General features: G+C 64.0%; 20 protein-coding genes. 8 read left to right on the forward strand and 12 right to left on the reverse strand.

The window, feature by feature from the left end:
* The first annotated feature begins 12 nt into the window (after positions 1-12).
* Positions 13-2,076 carry a threonine--tRNA ligase gene (thrS, locus tag HZF03_RS17130; RefSeq protein WP_165858107.1) on the forward strand — a complete coding sequence of 688 codons (2,064 nt, stop codon included), beginning with the start codon at positions 13-15 and terminating at the stop codon, positions 2,074-2,076.
* 282 nt (positions 2,077-2,358) lie between these two features.
* On the opposite strand, the gene HZF03_RS17135 is transcribed toward thrS, so the two are convergent.
* Positions 2,359-2,937, reverse strand: coding sequence for a hypothetical protein (locus tag HZF03_RS17135; RefSeq protein ID WP_119017981.1), 579 nt, complete (start codon positions 2,935-2,937; stop codon positions 2,359-2,361).
* A 282-nt stretch (positions 2,938-3,219) separates the two neighbouring features.
* Between HZF03_RS17135 and HZF03_RS17140 the strand changes: the two genes are divergently transcribed.
* Positions 3,220-3,783, forward strand: coding sequence for a nitroreductase family protein (locus HZF03_RS17140; protein ID WP_119017982.1), 564 nt, complete (start codon positions 3,220-3,222; stop codon positions 3,781-3,783).
* 51 nt (positions 3,784-3,834) lie between these two features.
* On the opposite strand, the gene HZF03_RS17145 is transcribed toward HZF03_RS17140, so the two are convergent.
* The 3 genes from HZF03_RS17145 to HZF03_RS17155 all read right to left on the reverse strand — a co-directional run bounded on the left by HZF03_RS17145 (position 3,835) and on the right by HZF03_RS17155 (position 9,547).
* On the reverse strand, positions 3,835-5,709 hold the full coding sequence (locus HZF03_RS17145) for an amidohydrolase (protein WP_119017983.1): 1,875 nt from the start codon (positions 5,707-5,709) through the stop codon (positions 3,835-3,837).
* 94 nt (positions 5,710-5,803) lie between these two features.
* Entirely contained in the window at positions 5,804-8,278 is a 2,475-nt protein-coding gene (locus tag HZF03_RS17150; protein ID WP_011158952.1) for a putative bifunctional diguanylate cyclase/phosphodiesterase, read from the reverse strand.
* A gap of 210 nt (positions 8,279-8,488) precedes the next feature.
* Positions 8,489-9,547 (reverse strand): hypothetical protein, encoded by a 1,059-nt coding sequence (locus tag HZF03_RS17155; protein WP_042441638.1) that lies wholly within the window; start codon positions 9,545-9,547, stop codon positions 8,489-8,491.
* A gap of 232 nt (positions 9,548-9,779) precedes the next feature.
* On the opposite strand from HZF03_RS17155, the gene HZF03_RS17160 reads away from it, so the two are divergent.
* Positions 9,780-10,811 (forward strand): patatin-like phospholipase family protein, encoded by a 1,032-nt coding sequence (locus HZF03_RS17160; protein WP_011158954.1) that lies wholly within the window; start codon positions 9,780-9,782, stop codon positions 10,809-10,811.
* Between the two features lie 19 nt (positions 10,812-10,830).
* Here the strand turns inward: HZF03_RS17160 and HZF03_RS17165 are convergent, their stop codons facing one another.
* The 3 genes from HZF03_RS17165 to HZF03_RS17175 are packed head-to-tail and all read right to left on the reverse strand — an operon-like array spanning position 10,831 to position 14,448.
* On the reverse strand, positions 10,831-11,046 hold the full coding sequence (locus tag HZF03_RS17165) for a hypothetical protein (protein WP_119017984.1): 216 nt from the start codon (positions 11,044-11,046) through the stop codon (positions 10,831-10,833).
* Positions 11,043-12,158: a PepSY-associated TM helix domain-containing protein gene (locus HZF03_RS17170; RefSeq protein WP_119017985.1), complete on the reverse strand. Its 1,116-nt coding sequence runs from the start codon at positions 12,156-12,158 to the stop codon at positions 11,043-11,045. The genes HZF03_RS17165 and HZF03_RS17170 overlap by 4 nt, the downstream gene beginning before the upstream one ends.
* A 28-nt stretch (positions 12,159-12,186) precedes the next feature.
* The gene (locus HZF03_RS17175; RefSeq protein WP_119017986.1) at positions 12,187-14,448 is read right to left on the reverse strand and encodes a TonB-dependent siderophore receptor; all 2,262 of its coding nucleotides are present in this window, start codon (positions 14,446-14,448) and stop codon (positions 12,187-12,189) included.
* A 149-nt stretch (positions 14,449-14,597) separates the two neighbouring features.
* Here HZF03_RS17175 and HZF03_RS17180 point away from each other — a divergent pair, with 149 nt between their 5' ends.
* The gene (locus HZF03_RS17180; protein ID WP_119017987.1) at positions 14,598-15,233 is read left to right on the forward strand and encodes a TetR/AcrR family transcriptional regulator; all 636 of its coding nucleotides are present in this window, start codon (positions 14,598-14,600) and stop codon (positions 15,231-15,233) included.
* A gap of 21 nt (positions 15,234-15,254) precedes the next feature.
* Here the strand turns inward: HZF03_RS17180 and HZF03_RS17185 are convergent, their stop codons facing one another.
* The gene (locus HZF03_RS17185) at positions 15,255-15,683 is read right to left on the reverse strand and encodes a CBS domain-containing protein (RefSeq protein ID WP_011158958.1); all 429 of its coding nucleotides are present in this window, start codon (positions 15,681-15,683) and stop codon (positions 15,255-15,257) included.
* A 237-nt stretch (positions 15,684-15,920) separates the two neighbouring features.
* Positions 15,921-16,691, reverse strand: a complete 771-nt coding sequence (locus HZF03_RS17190; protein WP_011158959.1) for a rhomboid family intramembrane serine protease — start codon at positions 16,689-16,691, stop codon at positions 15,921-15,923.
* A 484-nt stretch (positions 16,692-17,175) separates the two neighbouring features.
* On the opposite strand from HZF03_RS17190, the gene HZF03_RS17195 reads away from it, so the two are divergent.
* Complete coding sequence (locus HZF03_RS17195; RefSeq protein WP_011158960.1) at positions 17,176-17,745, forward strand: PAS domain-containing protein; 570 nt, start codon at positions 17,176-17,178, stop codon at positions 17,743-17,745.
* Here the strand turns inward: HZF03_RS17195 and HZF03_RS17200 are convergent.
* A complete protein-coding gene (locus tag HZF03_RS17200; protein WP_119017988.1) occupies positions 17,715-18,479 on the reverse strand; it encodes a Crp/Fnr family transcriptional regulator in 765 nt (254 codons plus the stop codon). The two genes, HZF03_RS17195 and HZF03_RS17200, sit on opposite strands and share 31 nt — an antisense overlap.
* Before the next feature lie 439 nt (positions 18,480-18,918).
* On the opposite strand from HZF03_RS17200, the gene HZF03_RS17205 reads away from it, so the two are divergent.
* The gene (locus HZF03_RS17205) at positions 18,919-19,530 is read left to right on the forward strand and encodes a PilZ domain-containing protein (protein ID WP_012496843.1); all 612 of its coding nucleotides are present in this window, start codon (positions 18,919-18,921) and stop codon (positions 19,528-19,530) included.
* A 331-nt stretch (positions 19,531-19,861) separates the two neighbouring features.
* Positions 19,862-20,482: a transglutaminase-like cysteine peptidase gene (locus HZF03_RS17210; RefSeq protein ID WP_011158963.1), complete on the forward strand. Its 621-nt coding sequence runs from the start codon at positions 19,862-19,864 to the stop codon at positions 20,480-20,482.
* Positions 20,483-22,698: 2,216 nt separating this feature from the next.
* Here the strand turns inward: HZF03_RS17210 and HZF03_RS17215 are convergent.
* Positions 22,699-22,977 carry a hypothetical protein gene (locus HZF03_RS17215; RefSeq protein WP_119019051.1) on the reverse strand — a complete coding sequence of 93 codons (279 nt, stop codon included), beginning with the start codon at positions 22,975-22,977 and terminating at the stop codon, positions 22,699-22,701.
* Between the two features lie 642 nt (positions 22,978-23,619).
* On the reverse strand, positions 23,620-23,742 hold the full coding sequence (locus HZF03_RS24565) for a hypothetical protein (protein WP_276510742.1): 123 nt from the start codon (positions 23,740-23,742) through the stop codon (positions 23,620-23,622).
* Positions 23,743-24,183: 441 nt separating this feature from the next.
* Between HZF03_RS24565 and HZF03_RS17220 the strand changes: the two genes are divergently transcribed.
* The gene (locus tag HZF03_RS17220) at positions 24,184-24,852 is read left to right on the forward strand and encodes a class I SAM-dependent methyltransferase (protein WP_119019049.1); all 669 of its coding nucleotides are present in this window, start codon (positions 24,184-24,186) and stop codon (positions 24,850-24,852) included.
* The last annotated feature ends 314 nt before the right edge of the window (positions 24,853-25,166 follow it).

The raw sequence follows: 25,166 nt of genomic DNA on the forward strand, positions 1-25,166 counted from the left end.
AGGAGCCTTCCGATGAACGATAAAACTTCGGGCGACAAGCCTTCCGCGTCCACCTCCGGCTTCCAATACACGCTCTCCAACCTCAAGCCGGTAGCCCCCATGGACCAGATCACCATCACCTTCCCCGACGGCAAGACCCGCGAATATCCCCGCGGCACCACCGGGCTCGACATCGCCAAGGGCATCTCGCCCTCACTCGCCAAGCGCACCGTCGTGATGGCGCTGAACGGCACGCTGACCGACCTCGCCGATCCGATCGACGACAATGCTTCGATCGACTTCGTCGCCCGTGACGATGCGCGCGCGCTGGAATTGATCCGGCACGACTGCGCCCACGTGCTCGCCGAAGCGGTGCAGAGCCTGTGGCCGGGCACCCAGGTGACCATCGGCCCGACCATCGAAAACGGCTTCTACTACGACTTCTTCCGCAACGAGCCGTTCACGCCGGAAGACTTCGCCGCGATCGAGAAGAAGATGCGCGAGATCATCGCGCGCGACAAACCGTTCACCAAAGAAGTCTGGACCCGCGACGAAGCCAAGAAGGTGTTCGCCGACAACGGCGAAGCGTTCAAGGTCGAGCTGGTCGACGCCATTCCGGAAGACCAGACCATCAAGATCTACAAGCAGGGCGAGTGGTTCGATCTGTGCCGCGGCCCGCACATGACTTCGACCGGCAAGATCGGCACCGCCTTCAAGCTGATGAAGGTGGCCGGCGCATATTGGCGCGGCGACAGCAACAACCCGATGCTGACCCGCATCTACGGCACCGCCTTCGCCAAGCAGGAAGACCTCGACGCCTACCTGCATCAGATCGAGGAAGCCGAGAAGCGCGACCACCGCAAGCTCGGCCGTGAACTCGACCTGTTCCACTTCCAGGAAGAAGGTCCGGGCGTGGTGTTCTGGCACGCCAAGGGCTGGAGCCTGTTCCAGTCGCTGGTCGGCTATATGCGCCGCCGCCTCGCCGGCGACTACGACGAGGTCAACGCGCCGCAGATCCTCGACAAGGTGCTGTGGGAGACCTCAGGCCACTGGGAGTGGTACCGCGAGAACATGTTCGCGGCGCAGTCCGCCGGGGACGACGCCGAGGACAAGCGCTGGTTCGCGCTGAAGCCGATGAACTGCCCGGGCCACGTGCAGATCTTCAAGCACGGACTGAAGAGCTACCGAGACCTGCCGCTGCGGCTCGCCGAGTTCGGCGTGGTGCATCGCTACGAGCCGTCGGGCGCCATGCACGGCCTGATGCGGGTGCGCGGCTTCACCCAGGACGACGCGCACGTGTTCTGCACCGAGGCGCAGCTCGCCGAGGAATGCATCAAGATCAACGACCTGATCCTGTCGACCTACTCCGACTTCGGCTTCGAAGGCGAACTGACGGTGAAGCTGTCGACCCGGCCGGAAAAGCGCGTCGGCACCGACGAGATGTGGGATCACGCCGAGCGCGTGATGGCCACGGTGCTCTCCGAGATCAAGGCCAAGGGCGGCAACCGCATCAAGACCGAGATCAACCCGGGCGAAGGCGCGTTCTACGGGCCGAAGTTCGAATACGTGCTGCGCGACGCGATCGGCCGCGACTGGCAGTGCGGCACCACGCAGGTCGACTTCAACCTGCCGGAGCGGTTCGGCGCGTTCTACATCGACGCCGACGGCGCCAAGAAGGCACCGGTGATGGTGCATCGCGCGATCTGCGGCTCGATGGAGCGTTTCACCGGCATCCTGATCGAGCACTACGCCGGCAACTTCCCGCTGTGGCTGGCGCCGGTGCAGGTCGTCGTCACGACGATTACGTCGGAAGGCGACGACTACGCCAAGAAGGTGCTGGCGGCGCTGCGCAAGGCCGGCCTGCGCGCCGACATCGATCTGCGCAACGAGAAGATCAACTTCAAGGTGCGCGAGCATTCGCTCGCCAAGGTCCCGGCCCTGCTGGTGGTCGGCAAGAAGGAAGCCGAGAGCCACTCAGTCTCCGTCCGCCGCCTCGGCAGCGACGGCCAGAAGGTGATGCCCACCGACGAAGCCATCGCCGCGCTGGTGGACGAAGCGACCCCGCCGGACGTGAAGCGGATGCGCGGAGCGGCCTAACCACCGTCGGCCAGCGGCGAGTGTCGTGCCTGGAAGGCCAGATACTCGCCGGTGTGCTGATGGAAGGGGTTGAGCTCTGACGCTGTTGCAGAGTTCAGCTCAAAGACCTGGAGACGAATCCTTCCACGTTATGCCCGGGCTGGTCCCGGGCATTCCCGTTTTTGGCGGACCATGCAGCAATGACATAGATGACCGGGACTAACCCCGGCCATGAAAAGTCAGTAAGCGAACCCGTGCCCAACTAAGCGGTCGCCGGCCTTGCCAAGATTGGTGCACGCGCGCTTACGCGCTGCGGTCGAGCCCGGGGGATTGGGTGGTGCCCTTCTGCATGGCGGCGATTGCGGCATCGAGTTCGGCGCGGCTGTACTGCGGCGCGGTGCCGGACCGCGGCGTCCATTCGCTTTGCGCCTTGGCGGTGTCCGCGATCTCGACCTTGCCGCCGAGCAGCTTGGCATAGGTCTCGGCCCGCCACTGCGCCAGCGCTGGGCCGACCAGCGGCGGCTCTTCGATGCCGCTGACGACGCCTGCGGCGGCGTTGCTCATTTCGGCGAGACCGCCATTGTACAGCGTCGCCACCACCTGATTGCCGACCTTGACGGTGGCATAGACATCGTTGGGCTCGTTGTCGGAGCCGCCCTGCGGCGCGGTCTCCTTCTGCTGTAGCCAGACGCGGGCGATCTCGTCGACCTCGGCGGACGTCACTTTGCGCACCGCTTCCGGATGGGCCTTCATCAAGTCTTCGAACCTGTACACGTCACCTTCGAAGCGGAGGCCGTTCTTGTCGGTGGACTTGTCCGAATCCGCCTTCGTCACATGCACGTACGGCGTCAGCACATGGCCTTGTCGGTCGGTGATGTTCATGATGCGCCCCCACTCCAAATTCGTCCGAGTGATCGGATTGCAAACTTCGCGCCACAAAGAAGTCTTGTCCGATCAACACGATCGGGTGGCGCGCCGTGCGAGCATCGCGGCGAGAATTGCCGGTGGCGGCAAGCTTTTCCTATGGCGAAGCGCGATGGTCGAGCGCGCCGGATTGGTATGGTTCTGATCGAACCTTGCGCGGACATGCGATAGATTGCCGGCCGACGCGCGCGCCTTGCGGATCACGCCTGCAAGCGGCGCTGGACCTGATGGAGAAGAGCCATTTCCGACCCTATCGAATTCTTCAAGACCCGCCGCTCGGTAAAGCCGCGCGAGATGACCGGGCCCGGCCCGACGCCGGACGAGCTGGAGACCATCCTGACGATCGGCGCGCGCGTGCCGGATCACGGCAAGATCGCGCCGTGGCGGTTCATCGTGTTCGAAGGCGACGCGCGCGCCCGCGCCGGCGACGTGATCGGTGCGGTGTTCGCCCGCAAACACCCCGAAGCGACCGCCGAGCAGATCGCCGCCGAAAAGGCGCGGCTGTCCGAAGCGCCGCTGGTGATCGCGGTGGTGTCGTCACCGAAGCCGCATCCCAAGGTGCCGGTGTGGGAGCAGGAATTGTCGGCCGGCGCGAGCTGCATGAACATCGTCTCCGCCGCCACTGCGCTCGGCTACGGCGCCAACTGGTTGACCGGCTGGATCGCGTTCGATCCCGAAGTGCTGAGCGGCCTCGGCCTGCGCGGCGACGAGAAGCTCGCCGGCTTCATCCATATCGGCACGCGGTCCAAGGAGATCGAAGACCGGCCCCGCCCGGAACTGAACGCGATCGTAACGCGGTTCTAAGGGCGCCCCGAGCTATCCGGCTGCGGCCCGCGCGCCGCAGCCGCCCGCGCGCTAGGCGCGGCCGACTGGGAACACCCGGCCTTCGAACACCGTGCCCCAGATCGGCACGTCCTTCAGCTGTTCCGGCGGCACCGCGTACGGGTCCTGCTCGAGCACGGTGAAGTTCGCGATCTTGCCCGGCGCGATGCTGCCGAGCTGATCCTCGTGGCGCCAGGAATACGCCGCCTCGATCGTGACCGCGCGCAGCGCCGCATCGACGGAGACCCGCTGCTCGGGACCGGCGACGCGCCCCGACAGCGTGAGCCGGTTGACGCCGCACCACGCCAGATACAACGGCGCACTCGGCGCCATCGGCAGATCGGAATGGTACGACAGCGGTACGCCCTGATCGAGCACCGACTTGGCGCGCACCATCGCGTCCGCCCGCTCCGGCCCCAACCCCACCGCGCTGTATTTATCCGCAAAGCCGGTCGTGTAGTACGGATTGGCGCTGACCAGGGCGCCGAGCCGCTTGATCCGCCCCACCTGATCCTCGGTCGAATTGGCGAAATGCACGATCACGCTGCGATGATCGGCGCGCGGATGTTCGGCGTTCAGCTTCTCCAGAATGTCGAGCAGCTTCTCCAGCCCGAGATCGCCGTTGACGTGAGTGTGGATCTGGTAGCCGGCATTCCAGAACAGCCGGGCGCGGCGCTCCAGCTCGTCCGGCGGAATGATCCACTCGCCCTGATGACCGTCGAGATAGCCGTCCTTCATCTGCATCAGTTGCGAGATGATAGCGCCGTCCGCGAACAGCTTGATCTGGCCGGGGAAGAACATCAGCTTGCGGCCGGGCGCCTCCGGCGCCACCGCGATCTGCTGTTCCACCGCATCGAGCGCACCATCGAGCCCCACCCGGTCGACGATGCCGCGGCCGTCGGCGATGAACGTCGCATACATCGGCGTCTCGGGCGCACCGAGGATCTGCTCGTACAGCTTCCACATGTCCGGCGTGTACAGCGCGCCCGGCTCCATATAGGCGGTGACGCCGTTGGCGTGCAGATAGCTCACCATCTGCTTCAGCCCGAAGGCCAGCCGCTCCGGCGTCGCCAGCACCTTGAGCATCGGCGTCATCATCAAATTGAGGCCGCCCTCCCAGAAATGCCCCTCGCGCCAGTTCGACTGCTCGCTCGCCTGCCCCTGGTTCTGCGTCATGGCTTCGGTGATGCCGAGCGCCGCCAGCGCCGGGGTGTTCAGATAGAATTCGTGGCAGGAGCGATGCCACACTGCAATCGGCCGGGTCGGATTGATGGCGTCGAGCGCAGCGCGGTCGAGCTTGCCGTGCCATAGCGCGTGATAGCCCCAGGTCAGCAGCCAGGCATCGGGCTTGTCGAGCTTGGCATCGGCCGCCTTCAGCCGCGCTTGGTATGCGTCGGCGCTGCCGGCCGCCTTGTGGGTGCCGCCCGGCAGCACCCAATCCTCCGGCGCGATCACCTCGACCGCCAGGGTCAGCGCGCCGAGCACCGGATGCAGATGCTGATCGATCAGCCCCGGCATCACGATCTTGCTCGCAAAGGTCTCGTCCAAGGTGAACGGCCGACTGCCGACCGCCATCTTGACCTCGGCGAGTGAGCCGGCCGCGACGATGCGCTTGCCGGCAACAGCGACCGCGGTCGCCTCCGGCGCGCCGCGCTCCATCGTGATGAACTTTTTGGCGGTAAAGATCGTCACCGGCGGCGCTGCGCCGGCGGCCTGATCACCACCGAGCGCGCTCGCCAGCCGCGCGTTGATACCACCATCGGCCTTCGCCGATTTGGATACCACCGCTTCGGCCACAAACGGCACGCCCGCGCTGAGCGCGACCGCGCCTTTCAGTACCTTGCGTCGCGACGGCAGCGACAGCGAGCGAAACGCAGACTGGAATCCAGGATTGCAGGCAATGCACATCGCGCGTGCTCCAGGACCGACATTGTTAGTTGTCCTGCAAACAGCTTAGCACACGAGTCGCGAACTCAGCGCCCCGAACCTTGGTCGCGCCTGGTCACGCCGCCTGTGAGGCTTGTCGTCCGAACCGCATCAACAGCCCGCAAATCTCCGAGGCCGGTCGCGCCGCGCTGAACAGGAATCCCTGCACCTCATGACAGCCTTCGGCGCGCAGCACGTCGAGCTGTTCGACGCTCTCGACGCCTTCGGCCAGTGTGGTGATGTCGAGGCTGCGGCCGAGCCCGGCGATCGCCCGCACGATCGCGAGGCAGTCCGGCCGCTGGGTCAGATCCTTCACGAACGAGCGGTCGATCTTGATCTTGTCGAACGGGAAACTGCGCAGATAGCTGAGCGAGGAGTATCCGGTGCCGAAATCGTCCATCGAGATCCGCACCCCGAGGCTGCGGAGCTGATGTAGCGTGGCAAGGTTGGCTTCGCTGTCGGCGAGAAACAGCGACTCGGTGATTTCGAGTTCGAGCCGGTGCGGCACGAGGCTCGATTGCGCCAGCGCCGAGATCACCACCTGCACCAGATTGCGGCTGCGGAATTGCACCGGCGACAGATTGACCGCGACCTTGACGTCGGACGGCCACGATGCGGCCTCCAGGCACGCCTGCCGCAACACCCATTCGCCGAGGCCGACGATCAGGCCGATATCCTCGGCCACCGGAATGAAGTCGGACGGCGAGATCATGCCGCGCTCGGGATGGCGCCAGCGCAGCAGCGTCTCGAAGCCGCCGATCCGGTCTTCGGCGAGGTCGATCAGCGGCTGATAATGCAGCTCGAATTCGCCGCGCGCGAACGCCTGCCGCAGGTCGAGCTCCATGTCGCGGCGGATCTGCGCCTGGCGGTCCATCTCCTTCTCGAAGAAATGGTGGCAGCCGCCGCCCGCCGCCTTGGCGCGGTACAGCGCCATGTCGGCGTTGCGCGACAGTGCCTCGCATTCGTCGCCGTCGGATGGGGCCAGCGCGATACCGATCGAGGCGCCGATCACCACTTCGAGCCCATCCATGTCGTAGGGCGCGCTCAGGATTTCGATCAGCCGTGCCGCAAAGCTGCTGGCCTCGTTCGGGGTGGCCAGCGAGGTCAGCACGATCGCGAATTCGTCGCCGCCGAGCCGCGCTACAAGATCACCGTCGCCGATCTGCTGCCGCAGCCGCTCGGCGACGCATTGCAGCAGCCGGTCGCCCATCGGATGGCCGAACGAGTCGTTGACGTTCTTGAACAGGTCGAGGTCGACGCACATCACCGCCACCATGGTGCCGCTACCGCGGGCCTGCGCCAGCGCCTGCTCCAGCCGCTGCTGATACAGCGCGCGGTTCGGCAGATTGGTGAGCCCGTCGTGATGCGCCATATGGGCGATCTTGGCTTCGGCCTTGCGGCGCTCGGTGATGTCGACCACCGCGACCAGGAAGCCGTCGCGGCCGTCGAACAGCACGCGACGGCCGAAGGTCAGCACGTGGATCTCGGAGCCGTCGGCTTTGATGTGACGCCAATTGCCTTCCGACTGATAGCTGTCGCGCATCTCCAGCAGCGTCTGGCCGTGCGCGATCCACTCTTCGCGCGGCCAGATCTCGCGCAGCGACATCCGCAAGAACCGTTCCCGCGGATAGCCGTAATGCGCCACCGCGGCATCGTTGACGCTGAGGAATTCGAAGCTCTGGGCGTCGAACACCCACATCGGCATCGGATTGCCGTCGAACAGCAGGCGGAACGACTCCTCGCGCTTCTTCAGCGAGGTGACGTCGGAGATGGTCACCGACACCACGTCGCCGAACGCGGTGGCGCTGACGCTGAGATTGCGGTCGCCGCTGTCGACCGCAAAGGTGACGCTGGCATCGGAATCGACAAGTTCGATCAATCGCCCGGCGACGTCGGCGCTGCACAGCAGATGATGTCCGGCCGACAGCCGGCTCCAGCGCAGCTCGGACACCGGGTGCCGCAGCAACTGCGAGGCGCCGTGGTTGACGTGCACGATCTGAAAATCGAACGGCCGGCGGTCGGGGCCGCGGATCGCCGTCAGCGCGACGATGCCGTCGTCGGTCGATGAGAAGATCGCGTCGAGCAGGTTGTAGCGCTGCGCCTCTTCATTGACATAGACGCCGACCAGCGTACCGCCCCAGCGCGAGGCGGTTGGCAGCGCCAGCAGCGTGTAGCGCTGCACGATGCCGTCGCGCACGCAATGCGCGGTGCCGAGATGCGGCCGCTTGTTCTGCAGTGCGCCCGAGGCGGCTTGTGCCAGCGCGGTGCCGCAGTCCGGCGACAGCGCGTCGAGCGGAATGTCCCAGCGCTCGTCGCAGAGCCATTGCTGGGCATACCTGCCGGTGCGCGACACTTCCGGCGTCTCGCCGTCGATCTCTAGCAGCACCAGATGATCGGCGAGCCGCCCGAGGCTGCCGAGCATCACCTCTTCGTAGCTCGGCAGCGACTGTCCCGGCTGAATCGCCGCGTACCACTTGCGCTGGAGCACGGTTAAGTCGGCAGCAAGCTGATTGGTCGAATTTTCGGAAACTTGAGTGACGGCAGCCGACACGAGAAGCGCCCCGCGGATGAGAACTGCGGTGCAGTCGAACTATTCCCGATTAAGACGATGTAAACGTAGCGCTCTGCAGCGCACAAACACTTGAATATGAAGCTTTTAAGTCGCCCGATGGTTATTTCGCGTTCACCATTGTGACAGCGCGTGCACGGCCGCCGCGAACGACGAAATCCATCGCCTTACGCGTGCATCCGGCGAGAGGTATCAGCGCGCCAGCACTTCAACTTCGCCGTCGACGCCGTTGACCACGTTGAAGCCGCGCTCGAACACCTTGCCTTCGTTCTTGGCGATGGCGCGGTACTCGCCTTCCGACAGCACCACGCGCGGGAAAGCGCCGATCGATTCCTTGATCACGTCGCCGCCCGGCGTCAGCACCGACCAGGACGTATTGGCAAGCGCTTCGCCGCCTTTCTCGCTGACCAGCTTCAAGGTAATCACCGCCGCGCGATGCGTGATGGTGACGTCGGTGAGCTTGCCGGCCTGGACGCGGATGTCGGAGCGCACCACCGAGTTGGCGTCGCCGTAATTGGAAACGATGTAATAGGTGCCTTCCGGCACCAGCGCGACGTCACCGGCCGCGACGCTCGGCAGCAGCGGCGCGCGCTGCGCGTTGTCGAACTGGCTGCCCTTGTAGATCGTGAACGAGATCTGGTTGGAAGGAATTCGCGAGCTGCCGACCTTGCCTTCGATCCGCAGGCCGCCGGCCGGCAACACGAAGTTCTCGCGTTCGGCATCGGACTTCACGGTCACTGGCCGGACCGCGCTGACCAGACCCAGCGCCACGTGCACCACGTAGTTGCCCGGCGGCAGCGGAATGTTCGGCGTCGCGCCGTGGTCCTCGCGGACCAACTTGATGGCGCCGCTCTCGTCGGGCTTGTCGGAGTACACCCGCCACACCAGGCCGCTGTTGATCACCGGCTGGTCTTTGCCGTAGCGCGCGGCCAGCGCCAACATGCCCTGCGGCGGAGCCGGCGCAGCCGCCTGTGGCAATGGCGACATCATCGGCGGCGTCACCGCGGCGACCGGCGGCTGGGTCAGTGCATCGGGCAGATTCGGGGCAGCGGCGGCGCCGGACTGCGGCGCCAGACTGATCGCACCTCCGGCCGGCGGCTCCGGCACCGAAGCCGGCGGCACCGGCGGCGGCCGATCGCTGAACAATTGCGCGGCGGCGGGCTGAGTGAGCGCCAGCGCGCACACCACAACCAGCGCCGCACGAGCGGCCCCCCACGGCCGGCTCCCGACGATGTTACCCCTGAAAATCATCATGATGGTTTTCACTGAAAACGCGGCAAATTCAAGCCGGTCCCATACGGGGCCGAGCAGCCGAAACCCCAGCGGTATGGGCGTGCTGTTCGTGATTGCGTCACGATTTTCCCCTAGTCCCGGCCGCCCAAGGCATTAATCATGCATTTGAGGCGATGTGGCACGATCCGGAAACGCGAGTCGAGACCGGGTCGGTCGCAGCTGCTGTGGCTGACGAGTTGAGGAGACCACCGTGCTGGAGAATCTGATCGGACGCGGGCAAGCGCACCCGCCGGCAGCGGACAAGGTCGGCCTCGACACCATTCGCCGGCCGGTGATCGGCTTGGCGCTCGGCGGCGGCGCGGCGCGCGGCTTTGCGCATATCGGTATCCTGCGCACCCTGCTGGCGCACGGCATTACGCCCGACGTGGTGGTCGGCACCTCGATCGGCGCCGTGGTCGGCGGAGCCTATGTGTCCGGTCATCTCGACACCCTGGAAGAATGGGCGCGGCGACTGCAGCCCCGCAACATCTTCGGCTATCTGGATATTCGGCTCAATGGTTCCGGCCTGATCGGCGGCAGCAAACTCGCCGCGCAGCTCGACGCCACGCTGGGCCAAATCCTGATCCAGGATCTCACCCAAAAATTCGCCAGCGTCGCCACCGAGGTGGCGACCGGCCACGAGATCTGGCTGACCCATGGACGGATCGTCGACGCGGTCCGCGCCTCCTACGCCCTGCCCGGCATCTTCTCGCCGGTGCTGATCGGCGACCGCTGGCTGGTCGACGGCGCGCTGGTCAATCCGGTGCCGGTGTCGGCCGCGCGGGCGCTCGGCGCCGAGATCGTGATCGCCGCCAACGTCTCCAGCGACGTGTTCGGCCACGGCACCACGATCTTCTCGCATGGCAGCGCCGCTGCGGCGGCAATGGAACCCGAAGCCGAGGAACCGCCGGCGCAGAAGCGCGGCTTCACGCGGTTCTTCTCGCCTGAGAGATTCGTCAAACAGGAGCTGTTCGGCAGCCCGGAACGCCCCGGCATCTCCAAGGTGATGACCGACGCCTTCAACATCATGCAGGACCGCATCACCCGGGCGCGGCTCGCCGGCGATCCCCCCGACCTGCTGATTTCGCCGCGGGTCGGCCGGATCGGCTGGTTCGACTTCCACCGCGCCGACGAGATCATCGCCCACGGCGCCCGCGCCGCGGAGCGCGCGATCGACTCGATCCGCGAAGCGATCGAAGAAGTCGCGCCGCAGCCCAAGGCGACGGTTCCGGTCGAGACCTGAAAACCATCTCAAGCCGGGATCATCGGTGACGGTCGCTTGAAGCCTCCGCCGCCGCCAATGGTCCGCGACGCATCCGCGCCAAGCCAACTGCGATCGTCACCAGCGGCACGGCCAGCGCGCCCCAACTCAAGGTCCGCCAGACGCCGCCCTCGCCGATCAGCGCGGCCAGCAATCCGAATACAGTCGCAGCGGCCAGCACGATCGGCCACAGCCATTGCCGTCGCAATGCGCTCATGACGCGGGGCTCCCGGCTTCCGCATCGGCGCCGCGCTGCGGGCGCTTCGCCCACCACAGATACAGGCCGCTGATCAAAACGACGATCGTCGCGATGTCGAGCAGCGCCCAGATGATCTTCAGCGGCAGCCCGCCATAGTCACCGAAATGCAGCGGCTGCGACATGAACAGCGCGGTCGCGTACCACGGCATGTCGCGCACCGAGACCACCTGCCCGGTCGACGCATCGGCGAGCGCCGGTTTGAGGATGCGACTGGTGATCGGCGTATTGCCGGTGAGAAAGATCGCGACGTGCGACGGGGTCGCGAACGGGGTGCCGGGAAATGCCACCGTCATCACGTTCATCCCCGGCACCGCGGCGCGAACGTCACGCAGGACAGCGTCGGTCGAAGCACGCTGTCCCTCGATCTCAGCCGGCTTCGCCTGCGCTGCCATCTCGACCAGTTGATTGGCCTGCCAGGCGAGTTCGATCGGCGCTGCCAGCGTATTGATGACACCGGTGAAGCTGACGACACCAAACCAAGCCAGCGTCACGATGCCGAGTAGATTGTGCAGGTCGAGCCAAGTGCGCCAGCGGCTGCCGTCGGTCCGCACCACGCCGAACGCAAGCCGCCGCGTGAACGGACCGTACAGCACCACGCCCGACACGATCGCGACGACCAGAAGAAGTCCCATGAAGCCAAGAAACAGCGTCCCCGGCACGCCCCCGAAAAGGTCGAGATGCAGCCGCGTCATCACATAGAGGAAGCCCTCGTTCGGCTGCGGGATCTCGATCTGCAGCCCGGTGCGGGTGTCGAACACCTGATAGTGAAACGAGGCCGGGTCGGCCGTCATCGAGGCTGCGGTCGGCACCTTCAGGATCGGATGCTCCCGATCGTAGAACAGATACGGCACCACCTCACCCGGCCGCGCCGCGAGAACGCGCGCGATCATCGAGTCCACCGATGCACTGCCCGGCGGCGCGGTCGTCGCTGCCAGCTTCAGGTCGGGACCAAGCTCGTCCTTGAAAATCAGCGGCAGGCCGGTGAGGCAAAGCAGCAGTGCGAACAGCGTGCAGATCAGGCTGCTCCAGCGATGCAGCCACACCCAGGCTCGAACGACGCGCCGCGTCATCGGCGGCGCGCCTTTCTGTCGTCGATCCTCACCACCGGTACTTGATCCCCGCCAACACCGTGCGGCGATTGCCGAACTGGCAGTAGAACCCCGACGAGCAGCTCGAATAGTATTCCTTGTCGAACAGATTGTTAACGTTGAGCGTCAGGGTCGTGCCCTTCAGGCTCGGCGCCACATTCGCGAGATCGTATTTCAACGCCGCATCGACCACCGTGTAGGCCGGCGTGCGCAGCGTGTTGGCATCGTCGCCGTAGCTGGCGCCGACATGGCGGATGCCGCCACCGAATGTCAGGCCGGTGACCGGGCCGGACTGGAACGTGTAATTCGCCCACATCGAGCCAAAGAAGTCCGGAACGGCCTGCGGTCGGTTACCTACGAGCAGGGCATTCGACGATCGCGCCACCCTTGTGTCGAGGAACGTCAACGCGCCGATCAGCTCAAGGCCGTCGGTGACATTGCCGCGCGCTTCCAATTCGACCCCCTTGGACCGGACCTCGCCCTGCTGCACGTTGAAGCCCGGCACCGATGACGGGCTCAGCACATTCTGCTGGCGGATGTCGAACACCGACGCGGTGAACAGCATCGGCAGAAAGGTCGGCTGATACTTGATGCCGCCTTCGTATTGCTCGGCCGTGGTCGGGATGAAGGGCTGCCCGTCGACGCCGACGCCGGTGACCGGCTCGAACGACGTCGAATAGCTGACATAAGGTGCAATGCCGCTGTCGAACAGATACAGCAGGCCGGCCCGATAGGTCGTCTTGTCGTCCGACTGATTGGAGCGCGAGCCGGCGAGCCGGCTGTCGGTGCTCTGCTCGGCCCAATCGTGGCGAACGCCGAGTGTCGCACGCCATCCGCCCAGGCTGAGCTGATCCTGCGCATACAGTCCGGTCTGCGACAGCTTCTGGCCGTTGTCGATCAGCGAGGCGAGCGAGCCGACTGGCTGATTATACACCGGGTTGACGACGTTGAGGGCGGTCGCGGCACCGAGCTGGTAGGTCCAATTGCTGAGCGTGTTCTGATAATCGACGCCGGTGATGATCTTGTGCTGTAGCGCGCCGGTGGCGAAATCAAACTGGACGCGGTTGTCGGTCGACAGCCCGCCGACGTCTTCGATCGAGCGCAATGCCCAGCGCGGGATCGTGCCGGTGGCGGTGAGCGGCGCGTTCATTTGCAGCGACTTGAAGTCGACGTCGACGTGCGAATAGCGCAAGCTCGATTTGACGCTGACGACCTCGTTGAGCCGTTTGTCGAACTGATAGCCGATGCCGTACTGCTCGCGCTCGAACGAGTCGAAGCCGGGATCGCCGACATTGAGCTTGGAGTTCAGGTACGGCCGGTACTGCAGCGGCGCCAGCGAAGTCGGATACAGCGAGTTGAAATAGCCGCCCTTCGGGTCCTTTTGGTAGTAGCTCTGAACGGTGAAGCGCGTGTCTGCATCCGGCGCCCAGGTCAAAGCCGGCGCAACGGCGAAGCGCTGCTCGTCGACATTGTCGTAGCGCGTGCCGGAGGTGCGGCCGATCGCACTCAGACTGTAGAGCCAATGGCCGTCCTTATCGAGCGCGCCCTGGCTGGTGACGCCGGACTGAAAGCGGCCATAGCTGCCGCCTTCGACGCGAACTTCATTGTAGGGCACTGCGCTCGGCATCCGGCTGATCTGATTGACCAGGCCGCCCGGGCTGGTCTGCCCATACAGCACCGCCGAGGGCCCTTTCAGCACCTCGACGCGGTCGAGCAGATACGGATCGATTGCGGTGTTGGCGAAGGCCTGGCCGCGCGGCAGCTTCAGCCCGTCGAGGAAGCTGACATAGTTGGTCGCGGTACCAAAAGCACCGAAGCCGCGGATGAACACGCTGTCGAAGCGCGAATTGGTGTCGGCGTCCGACAGCACACCGGCGCTATAGCGCAGCGCATTGGCAACGGTCTGAACGTTCTGATCGTCCATCTGGCGCCGGGTGACAGTCGAAATTGACTGCGGCGTTTCCAGCACCGGGGTGTCGGTCTTGGTCGCCGTTGCGGACGTACGGACGACGTAGCGATCCGAGGTGTTGCTGGCGTTGACCGGGCGCGCCGGTGGCGTCGCCTGTTCGCGCACCGGGGTCCGTGCCGGCGCGGCGCGCTGAGCTGCGGGAGCCGGCTGCGCACGGCGCACTGCGCGCCGCTCGGCGGGCTGCACGGTGACCGGCGGCAGCGCCACTGACGGTTCGCTCACGCTCTGCGCCAGCGCTTCGGGGCCGCCACTCAGCGACAGCGCAATCGCAACGCCGACGACAATCTTGTTCTCGCTTCCCATCCGATATCCCCCAGCTACCTCGTTCCGAGGCGGGCGGGAAATAAACGGGACGGGACCGTCCTGTCCAGACAGATTGCCAAGCGATTGCAAATCTGGGATTGGAATTGCTCGAAACAGTTGCGTCGCCGAGGCGACGATCAAGGACCTGCATGCCGACTCTAACCACCGCTTCCAAAGGCGGACGTCCGCGCAAAAGCGATGTCGAGGCGAAGTCGCTTCACATCATCGAGACGGCATCGCGACTGTTCGCGCAGCAGGGATTCGCTGCGACCTCGGTCGAGCAGGTTGTGGCCGCATGCGGCGTCGGCAAGGACACCGTGTATCGACGCTTCCCATCGAAGCTGGCGTTGTTCGAAGGGGTGGTCGAGCATGCGCGGGTGCAGACGCTGGCGCACTTCCAGACCACGATGGCGAGCCAGACGGGGGATGCGCTGACGCAGCTTCGCGCGGCGGCACGCTGGCTCCTTGCCGTCAACGTCGATCCGACGCTGATCGCTTTCAAGCGCATCGCTTTCAGCGAGGCGATCGTGGTCGGTCAGGCCGTTGCCAGCCGGACCGACGATCCGATCATGGACCGGTTGCTGTCGCTGATCAGCGAGGCGCAGAAGGCCGGCGCCCTCGCCCGCGGCGATGCGCGCTTTCTCGCGAGCCAGCTTCTCAACAGCATCGCGATGGGGCCGATGATCGAGGCGATGCTGGGCGGGACGACCTATGCGTCCACCCGCGCCCAGAACGCTTATTTCGACAAGGCCTGGGCGCTGTTTCTCGACGGCGCCGGCGCCTGATCGTCGGTTCGGCCGCCAGCCTCAGGCCGACTTGATGTAGTCGTGCAGCGCCTGCTGCTCGTGCTCGTATTCGGACAGCCGCGATTTGACGATGTCGCCGATCGAGATCAGGCCGACGACGCGGTCGTGCTCCATCACCGGCAAATGCCGGAATTTGCCGGCGGTCATCCGCTCCATGATCTCGCCGACGGTGTCGTCCTGGCGGCAGGTGAACACGTCGCGCGTCATCACCGCGCCGATCGGCTCATCCAGCGCAGCCGGGCCGCGGTCGGCGAGTACGCGAACGACGTCGCGCTCCGACAGGATGCCTTCGAGCCGCGTGCCGTGCATCACCAGCACTGCACCGATCCGGCGCTCGGCCAGCGTCTTCACCGCGGACGCGAGCCGCGCCTCGGCTTCGACGGTGTGGATGTAACGGCCTTTGGTTTCCAGAATCGCACGCACGGTCATGGTCGCCTCCCATAACGCCGCCTGCCGAGCCCTGCGGCTGTTGTTGTGACACTTGCAGCGGATCAGTCACGGCGATGCGTGGAATGGACGCTCGACAGAATCGGCGGGCACAGCGCGGCGCCGATTCCCATTCCCAGCCCGGCGCATATCAGCGCCAGGTGCGATGACACCGCAACATTGCGGCGATTCAGCGATATATGCAAATAGCTCGCAACTGCGAAGGGCTGCTGCGGTGCGTCAGGCGCGCGCGTCAGGGACCCGCGGCACTGGATCGAACAACGAGAACAGCAGCAGCCCTGCAAAGAAGCCGCCGATATGCGCCTGCCAGGCGACACTGGCGCCCTCATTGCCGATCGCAATCGAACCGATCCCGAAGATGATGTTGATGCCGAACCAGATACCGAGGAACGCCAGTACCCGCGGATCGCGCAGCGCCCTCAGCAGCGGCTGCGCAGGCACCTTCGCGGCAGCATCCGCGTCTCCGCGGCGCAGCGACAGGAAACTGCCGCGGACGAAGGCGAAGCGGATCGCCGCCGCCATCGCACCAGACACCGAGGCCGACGCGCCGATCATCGGGGCAACGTCGTTGGAATGGGTGAGCAGATGCGCGAACGCGCCGGCCGCCGCCGTCACCGCCATGAACACGAAGAACCGCAGGCTGCCGAACCGCCGCGCCAGCGCGCTGCCGAACGGCAGCAGCCACAGCACGTTGAACACGATGTGGCTGAGATTGGCGTGGAGCAGCGAATAGGTGACGAAGGTCCAGATCTTCGCCCCGGTGCCGCCGGGGAACGGCGAGTCGAGCAGCGTCTGCTCGTAGCGCATCGGGATGAAGCCGAACATCTCGATGGTCCAGTACTCGAACTCCGGCGAGAGCAGCGTGCGCAGATGGATCACCGCCAGCAGCGCAACATAGGCCGTCACCGCCCCGGGCAGCGTCAGAATCGGCTCGCGCTGCGGCTGCGGCGGCTCCGGCGGCAACGACGACGATACGAGCGGAGAATCCAACGGCTTGCGACCTGCTGCGAGCGGCTCGGGGAGCGATCCGCACCCTTAGAGCATTTTCCGGCAAAGTGGAATTCGGGCGACGGCGACGGGCCTCTTCGGCTCGCGGGCCCCAGAACGGAAAAGGGAGGGCCCTGAGAAAGCCCTCCCCCGGTCCGTGCCGGCTGCGTTCGCATCAGGAGAGCCCGCTTCTCCGATCCGTCGGCCGGCCTGTTTTTCAGCCACCCTGTATCTGACCAACGCGGGCGGTCTGGAGTCGCCAACGTTGGAATGCCGATACGGTAGCGGTGGTTCCCGCGCGCGCAACGCCATAGTTAATTTAACCTTAACGACGCAAAGCCGGGTATGACCGCCCCATTCGCGCCGGCCGGCATGGACGCTGCATCGGGCCTCCTGCACAACACTCTGGGAACGTCGCACCAGGCGATTTCGGGACAGTCCTGTCCCAATGCCGTCCGGCCGCGACGACCGCGAACCAAGGTCGTCCATGAAGCATCCGTCGAGCCAGGCGTTCTTCGCCTATTGGGACAAGCAACGCGACGGCGCCCCTGCCCCGGATCGCAGCGCGATCGAGCCGGATGCGTTGCGCAGCCTGCTCGGGGACATGTTCGTGGTGTCGTGCGACGCGCCCGGATACCCGTTCCGGTTCGCCGGTACCCGGCTGAACGCCCTGCTCGGGCGTGACCTCAAGGGCGAGAAGCTGACCAACCAGTTCATGCTGGAGCAGCGGCGCTCGATCGAGCAGGTGCTGGATATCGTATCAGGGGATACCGTCGCGGTGGTCGCCGGTATCCTCGCCACCACCACGAATGCGACGCCGGTCACGCTGGAGCTGCTGCTCCTCCCATTCGCCCAACGCCCCCACACGCCCCTCAGCACCACCGGCCTTCTGACCCCGCTCGGCAGCCGAGTCATCGGGCCGCTGATGAGCCTGCGGCTCACCTCATGGCGAACGGTCGGCCAACAGCCGCGCCGCTTCCCGCCACGCAAGCTGCGGAAGTTCCAGGTGATCCGGGGACTGACGGTCTACGAGGGCAGCCGCGGAGACTCGGCGTAGTCCGACGCGAGCCGCGGGATCGCCACGACCGGCTGACGCTCAACCGCAGTTGCGGCAAAGCCGCCGCGATCGGTCTTGTAGCAGGCGCAGGCGCGGAGCATCAGGCCGTCGACATCGGTGATCGCCAGGCGGCCGCGGCTATAGCGGATCAGTCCCTGCTGCTGCAGGGCGTGAGCGATCAGCGAAATCGTGTTGCGCTTGACGCCGAGCATCTGCGCCATCAGATCCTGACCGAGTTGCATGCAGTCGCTGCCGGCCATATCGCGCGATTGCAGCAGGCGGCGGCACAGCCGCGCTTCGGCGGAGTGCGCGGCGTTGCAAGCTGCGACGCGTTCGGCCCTGACCGCGCGGATCCACTGATAGCGCAGCAGCTGATTGCGCAACGTCGCGCTGTGGTCGACGGCGTAGCGGAAGTGCATCACCTCGATTGCAGATGCCGTCGTCGGATAGCGAACCACGGCGCCGGCAGCGGCGACCGTCTCATGCGCCGCTTCTGCACCGACAGCGCCATCCCGGCCAATTGCCGCCAGTTCGATCGCCTCATCCTTGCCGAGGCCGATCACGCTGGAGATGATGCCGCCGTGAGGGAAAATCGCCTGTTCGAGCGGTGCCCCCGCCTCGACCAGAACCTGACCGAACTTCAAGTCGATCGTGCGCAGATGCGGCCGCAGCAGTTCAAAGTCTGCCGCAGGCAAAGCCGCAAGCAGGTCGTTGGCTGATTGACTGCCGGCCATGGCTCCGCCCCGCAAATTGGCGCGGCATAGCGCACTTGGCTACGCCCCGGCCCCTTTAAATAAGCCGCTGCAATTACGGCTCCCCGGGAACTTTAATCCTTCGCCCTCCGCGCAAAGTCCACTTCGTACGACTACGCGGCAGGCAAGCGCCTGACGACGAAAACAGGATCGAACAACATGGTTCCCAGCACGGTCCGCGCATCGTCAAGCACAGCCATCGACCTCGCCCGCCCGGCCTTCAGGTGGATGCGAGTTGTTACTTGCACGATCTTGCAAAGCGATCTTCCGGTCGCATCACATCGCAGTCGCTGCGGTCCACAACTCAATTTGGTTCTTGAAGAGTTGGCACAACCGAAGACGGCAATCTGCTAACGAGCCGTTAACCGTGCCGGTCGTAGGCTGAAAGCTACGGCAGCGCACCGGCCAGCGGAATCCAGTTTTGTTGTTGCAGAACCCCAAAAGCCAGCCGGCGACCCTTGAGCGTCGTCGTTTTCAGCGGGTGAAAGTTCACCTGCTCGGACGCTACATGTTGCCGGATCGCCGCGAATTTCCCTGCCAGGTGATCAACATGTCGCCCGGCGGCTTGGCGCTGCTGGCGCCGGGGATCGGCAACGTCGGGGATCGTGTGATCGCCTATCTCGACCATGTCGGCCGCGTCGAGGGCAAGATTACTCGTATCATCGACAATGGCTTTGCGATGACTGTGGCGGCAACGCCGCGCAAGCGCGACAAGCTCGCGGCCCAGCTCACCTGGCTCGCCAATCGCGACATCCTCAATCTGCCGGAAGATCGCCGCCACGACCGTATCGTGCCGCGCAACCCGATCGCTGTGCTGACGCTCGACGACGGCAGCCGCATGAGCTGCCGCATCATCGACATGTCACGCTCCGGCGCTGCGATCGCCGCGGAGCAGCGCCCGCCGCTGAACGCTCAGGTGCTACTTGGCCGCGTCGCCTCCCGCGTCGTCCGCCACCTCGACGATGGCTTCGCGCTGGAGTTCGTGCACGAGCAGCTCGAAGAAACGCTCGAAGACAGCGTTACCGCGCGGTGAACAGAACGCAGCGATCCACAGCCGCGTAGCACCTCACTTTCCCGACGTTTGCCACCTCTTCTCGCCTCAACATCACTCGGAGTAGGACGCTCCGGGCGGTTAACGCGCGTCGCACAACGACGCGAAACTGCGCGTGCTGCAGCGATGCACGCGTTAATAGCTCAAATTTGAATCAATTGCCGATATCTCGAATTTTGCGCAAATTCGATTCAAGTATAGATCGAATGCACTGACAGTTTTACTTGCATTCGTCTCGATTTTACTTCGACGACTTAGCGGCCCTGCAAAGCGTTTGTGCAAATGATGGTCCCAACAAGAAACGGGGGCCACAATGTCGGGCAACAGGGGATTTCGGGGGCTTGCGGTGATTGCCGCCGTCGTCGCACTGACCGCGACGGCGCAAGCCGAAGACAGGGTTCGCTACGCCAGCGTCGGCGACGAGACGCGTGCACCGATCGGCTGGATCGAGTTCTGCTCGGACAATCCGGTGGAATGCCGCGGCAGCCGCAGCCAGGCACGGGACATCGTGCTGACGCAGACTGCTTGGCAGGATCTACTGAAAGTCAATCGCTGGGTCAACGACACCATCAAGCCGCTGACCGACATGGACCACTGGGGCGTGATCGAAAAGTGGTCACTGCCGAGCGACGGTTACGGCGATTGTGAAGACTACGTACTGCTGAAGCGCAAGATGCTGATCGACGCCGGCTGGCCGCGCGAAGCGCTGCTGATCACCGTGGTCCGCGACAAGAAGAACGAAGGTCACGCGGTGCTGACGGTGAAGACCGACAAGGGCGAGTTCATCCTCGACAACCAGAACGAGGAAGTCGTCGCCTGGACCGAGACTGGCTACCGCTTCGTCAAGCGACAGTCGCAGAGCGATCCCAATGCCTGGGTCGCACTCGGCGATGGTCGCCCGGCAATCGCAACCGCCAGCGCCAAGCAGCGCTGAGCCTCAGACGCCCATAGGAGAAACGCGACCCGGTCGAATCCCCACCCCTCCCCGTCCCAGACCGGATCGTGCGCGGCCAGCCTTCCCCCAAAGGCTGGCCGCACCCCGTTTTGGTGCCTTGACAGTGCTGATTCTATTGGGCTTTCGAGATACCGACATGTCGCTATCGTGCAGAACCTATCGCGAGCCGCGCGGGTCGAGGCGTGGAAAATCCGTAGAATTTGTTCGTGCTCGGTCCCATGCGAGCCAGAACACGCACCACGTCACACGCGCGAAATCCGTCTATCCAACTTTGCTAACGGGCCCGGTCAATGCCGATGATCCCTCTGGAGACTTACGACACTCCATGTCGCTTGACCAAGTCCTAAGTCTAGCCTTGCTAGCTGAAATTCCGTCGACCACGACTGAATATGATGTAGCCCTCTCGGATCGTATTATCTTGATCGGATGGGTGTAGACTTGGAACGGATAGTTCGTGAGTTTCGGCTCTGCGCCGCCGAGATTTCGATCGGCTCGGCCGGTCGCCTAACGCCGCCAAGGTCTCACGCGAGACTTCTCGTGGCCGCCGCCCGCTCACATATGAATTTATCAATCCAAACGGAATGCGATAGGCAAGTGCAATCATCCAGACAATGACTTAGCCTAATAGCTTAAGTAATTCATTGACCAAGCATACTGGCGAACGCACATCTCTGCGGTATCAGTCCGATAGAGACTTCGCGTTTGCCAGATCGGCACCTATGAAAGGCTATGAGATGGCCGCTCACCGTTTCTGCCGTCGTCCAGATGGAACGGCTAGGCTCGCCGAGCCGCCCTTCTGCTGATGCTCGCCATGCAAGGCGCTAGCGCACTTGTGGTCATGAGCGCGAGACCCTGTTCGCACTTCGGCGCATCGATCCAGTAAACAATTGTTACCGCGTCATAGGGCTCGGCATCGATATTGGATCGACTGGACGGCAGTTGCGCCGAGCAACACTGACGGAGTTCAAGACCGCCTGAAGCTCTACAGCGAAGATCCGCACGCGTCATCGCAACGATCAACAACAACCTGCCACCATGGAAGGATCGAAGTCCGTGTCCGTGCGTGCGCCCGGCGGCGCTGGCTGGGCTCCCCCGCCTGTTCGCCGTCGGCGGGCGCTGACGATGACCGGGAGTACGGCGTTCCACGATTCGGTCGAATTGCGAAAATGGTAACGCTCGGGACGCAGCGCGAAGCAAGACACTACATTGTCGCTCTGCCCACAGCCACTCCGGGCCGACGATCTTCGCGGATCGGTTTGCTGCTGACGCTGTCGCGAAACCGACTACCTCCGGCGCCACGGCTGGCCAAACGCAGACGCCCGCGGGACGAAGCAGGCCGCAAACACAATCAGCGGCATGCAATCCAATCTAAACCAACAAGAATTCCACAAACGTGTACACTCTAACTTGAGCAATCGTACGCGCCTCTTGTGGGCGCAGTAGCTAGGACCATGCAAGACGCCAGGCAGATAAGCACGATCGGCATCTTCATGGCACGGACGTGTGGTGATGTGCCTCAATTTCATTTCGAACGCTACGTTAGGCGGATTAGCCGCCGCACGAAGAAGCGCGGATCTACTTGCGACAATCTGCGCTATCCATACAAAACTCGCCGCAATATTCGATCGAAACCACATTATATGGATTGATTCACTTCCTCCATCATGGGCACAAATCGAATAATAGCCCGCATCGTCAACGTATTCACACTGATGGCGCCCGCAGAGAACCGATGGATGCTCCACTCGGGCCCTTGCGTAAACCGGTCGACTTGGGCAGCGGGGCGGTAACGGTCACGTCTGCCTATCAAGAAAGTTGTCGAGCTTCGCTACCGATTACCAATCTGCGGACAGTATTTAGACACTAATTTAGCGCTGACAAACAGCCGATTCATCTCAAGGTCTCACTCTGGCACGACCCAGCCGCCTTGCCCCGGTCCCAAAGGGTGAGAAATCCAATCGCTATGCCGAACAGCCGCGCCAATCACCGACGGGACCTTGCCGAGCAGTCGCGACGCAAGGATGAACGAAATGCTGCATTTCGGCGGCTCTATACCCTGCGGGATGCACGCTCCCGACACACCAGGGTTTCCGGCCGGGCATGGGCGATGCGCTGATCGGTGCGATCGACCAGGAACGTACGTTGCACATCCGTTAGGCGGTCGAGAAAGCGGACCGGCCATTGCATTTCCTCTATTACTTGCTGCCCCGGCCGCACAGCCGCTTGCCGGCGGCGTTGATCAGATCGAGACGCAGCTTGGTATCCCGCCTGTCGTCGCGCGACCACCGTAATGACCCGCCCTGGCGGTTCATAACGTCGCACAAGCCAACGGTGGATCTCGCCGGCCGCGTCGTCTCGCAAGTCAGCTCGACATACCCGAAGGTGGCCCCGCGGCATTTGATAGCTGCGGCGTCAGTTGGCACGGCCGGGACTGGCCCGGCCAATGCCAGTGCCGCGAGGATCGCGGATCGCATCAGTCCCTCCGAAATTCCGTGTCCAGGCCATCGTCACTGCCCGGGCGCGCGGTCTGCCGCTCCCGTGCCTCCGCCACGGCGGCGAAGAGCTGAACACCCATCAGCTTCAGCCCGTCCGCCACCGCCTGGCCGTGGCCCTGCTCGTGTGCCACGTCCGCGTCCGCAGAAGCCTTGTACCGCGACACTAGGTCGATCAGGACTTGTTGCCGCCGGTGATGTCCAGTCGCTACCGAATAGCAAGCCGATGCCGGTGACGATCACGGCGGCGGCGGCGAACAGTTCGTTGCAGCGAAGCTACCAACCGACACACCGGTGAGCAGGTGACCGGCGGCGAGGGGCGTCCAGTTCGAAGACATTATTCGCTCCCTCGGTTGAGGTACGCGCCATCGATCGCCTGCGGCGCGCGGCGGGATCAGGTCAGGCTTCGGTGCTCAAGACTCGCGCATCGCTACGGACGAGTGGCGTCGAGGCAAATCCAATCTTAAGCAGCAGCACTTCCTTCGGCCACCAGAAGCCTTGATCGAGCCGGCATGCGGGAACGGCGGGATGGACGCCTTGTCGCCTTGGTTGCCGCCGGGACTATGATGTTGCCGTGCAGGTCACGTCCGACGATGCAGACGATGTGACTACCGCGCGGACGGTTCACCGAAGGCCAGCGAAGTCAAGGGTCAGCGTCTCGGAGCCCTTCAGTACGACCTTGGTCAGGATGTGGTTGGCGAACAGCGCGCACCAGGCGATGGAATCGTTCTGGTAGGTCTTGGCCATGTCGCCGCCATCCGCGCGCGCCCATTCCGGAATCTGCGGATTGTCGGTGGCGCCGGGCGCCTCCTGTACGTTGATGAGCTAGATCCCGCCCCTCTAGCTACAGAGCAGCCCTTGGAAGCTTGCTGCACGCTTCCAGGCCAGTCTCTGGCACGTTCGATCGCGGTTGCGGTGACCGTCACCACCTCGCCATCACCGAGAGCCCAGCGTGCCACTGGAGCATCTCCACGGCCGAATCGGTGGCCGAGCAGAAGTAACCGATCCGGCAGCGCGAGCTGCAGGACTTTGACGACTGATACGCTTGCGTCCCATGCGCAAGGGACCGCGAGCCGCCACGAGGGAGGGATGGTCATGGGATGGTCTCCAAAGGTTGGACGAAGGTCCCGGAAGTGCTAGTATTGCGCCGAAACTCGACGCCTTTGGTCAGGCCATGGAGCAACCAAATTGATCGCCTCGAACGACGACGCTGAACTCACTGCAATCCGAGAGCAATGCTCGAAAACCGGAAATTTTTCTTGGACGTCGCGCAAATATCAAGACGACATCCTGAGGTTCATTCGCAGCAATAGCCAATCCGGCAACTGCGTCATTGAAGTCGGGTGCTACAAAGGAGGACTAACGGCGCTTCTCGCAGCAACGTGCAGGAATCTGAACCTGCGCCTCTATTCGATGGACATTTCTGCCGACGCAGTTTCGACTACGAAGACCCTGCTGAAGAATTTGAACCTGACAAAACATGCGGCAGTTGAGCAATCGACGTTCCCCGAGTTTGTGAGCAAGACTTCCTTCTTTCGTCGCTTCTCAGGTCGCGCGATCCTCTGCATCCTGGATGGTGATCATTCCTACAATGCCGTGTTGGCTGACATCAAAGCTGCGGAAGCTCTACGTTCACAACCGTATGCCCTCGCCTTCCATGATTACAGTCTTCGGCATCCAACAACCGATGAGCGCGTTAGAGACGCGATCGACGACCATTTCGGAGCCTCGAAAACGCGAACTCTGATCGGCCAAGAGATGAATGGAGTTGGCCACGCGACCAAGGCTGCGCCGCAGGAAGACGGTCATTGGTGGGGCGTTCCCGGTTCAGAAGGCGCAATTCTGACGTTGCGCTGACCCACGGCCGCGAAACGCTCAGGCGCGGTCTTTGTCACGCTTGCGCCTATGTTCAATGGACCGCCCGCCGCTACGGGGGAGACGATAGTCATGGTGGCAGCCCTTTTTGTCTATTGGATGGACCGCGGCGGACGCACGAGTCGATTGAAGCCGCAACGGCGCCGTCGTAACGGTCTCAGTTTTAAAGAATTTGAGGAGACAAACTTTCATGGCGTATAGCGAACCGCCCCGTAAGCTAGGCTCTACCGCGCAAACTCAACATCGAGACCGTCATTTTTGCAACGCTAGATGCCCGTTCCGCCCTTCGTTCGTCG

This window comes from Rhodopseudomonas palustris (genome assembly GCF_013415845.1).
GTDB lineage: Bacteria > Pseudomonadota > Alphaproteobacteria > Rhizobiales > Xanthobacteraceae > Rhodopseudomonas > Rhodopseudomonas palustris_F.

What these genes read in the sequence shown, in the direction of transcription:
- HZF03_RS17170 (WP_119017985.1), bottom strand. Translation starts at nt 12,158, where the DNA reads ATGACGCGGCGCGTCGTTCGAGCCTGGGTGTGGCTGCATCGCTGGAGC.
- HZF03_RS17215 (WP_119019051.1), bottom strand. Translation starts at nt 22,977, where the DNA reads ATGCGATCCGCGATCCTCGCGGCACTGGCATTGGCCGGGCCAGTCCCG.
- HZF03_RS17155 (WP_042441638.1), bottom strand. Translation starts at nt 9,547, where the DNA reads ATGATTTTCAGGGGTAACATCGTCGGGAGCCGGCCGTGGGGGGCCGCT.
- HZF03_RS17180 (WP_119017987.1), top strand. Translation starts at nt 14,598, where the DNA reads ATGCCGACTCTAACCACCGCTTCCAAAGGCGGACGTCCGCGCAAAAGC.
- HZF03_RS17145 (WP_119017983.1), bottom strand. Translation starts at nt 5,709, where the DNA reads ATGTGCATTGCCTGCAATCCTGGATTCCAGTCTGCGTTTCGCTCGCTG.
- HZF03_RS17175 (WP_119017986.1), bottom strand. Translation starts at nt 14,448, where the DNA reads ATGGGAAGCGAGAACAAGATTGTCGTCGGCGTTGCGATTGCGCTGTCG.
- HZF03_RS17165 (WP_119017984.1), bottom strand. Translation starts at nt 11,046, where the DNA reads ATGAGCGCATTGCGACGGCAATGGCTGTGGCCGATCGTGCTGGCCGCT.
- HZF03_RS17210 (WP_011158963.1), top strand. Translation starts at nt 19,862, where the DNA reads ATGTCGGGCAACAGGGGATTTCGGGGGCTTGCGGTGATTGCCGCCGTC.
- thrS (WP_165858107.1), top strand. Translation starts at nt 13, where the DNA reads ATGAACGATAAAACTTCGGGCGACAAGCCTTCCGCGTCCACCTCCGGC.
- HZF03_RS17200 (WP_119017988.1), bottom strand. Translation starts at nt 18,479, where the DNA reads ATGGCCGGCAGTCAATCAGCCAACGACCTGCTTGCGGCTTTGCCTGCG.
- HZF03_RS17195 (WP_011158960.1), top strand. Translation starts at nt 17,176, where the DNA reads ATGAAGCATCCGTCGAGCCAGGCGTTCTTCGCCTATTGGGACAAGCAA.
- HZF03_RS17185 (WP_011158958.1), bottom strand. Translation starts at nt 15,683, where the DNA reads ATGACCGTGCGTGCGATTCTGGAAACCAAAGGCCGTTACATCCACACC.
- HZF03_RS24565 (WP_276510742.1), bottom strand. Translation starts at nt 23,742, where the DNA reads ATGGCCAAGACCTACCAGAACGATTCCATCGCCTGGTGCGCGCTGTTC.
- HZF03_RS17135 (WP_119017981.1), bottom strand. Translation starts at nt 2,937, where the DNA reads ATGAACATCACCGACCGACAAGGCCATGTGCTGACGCCGTACGTGCAT.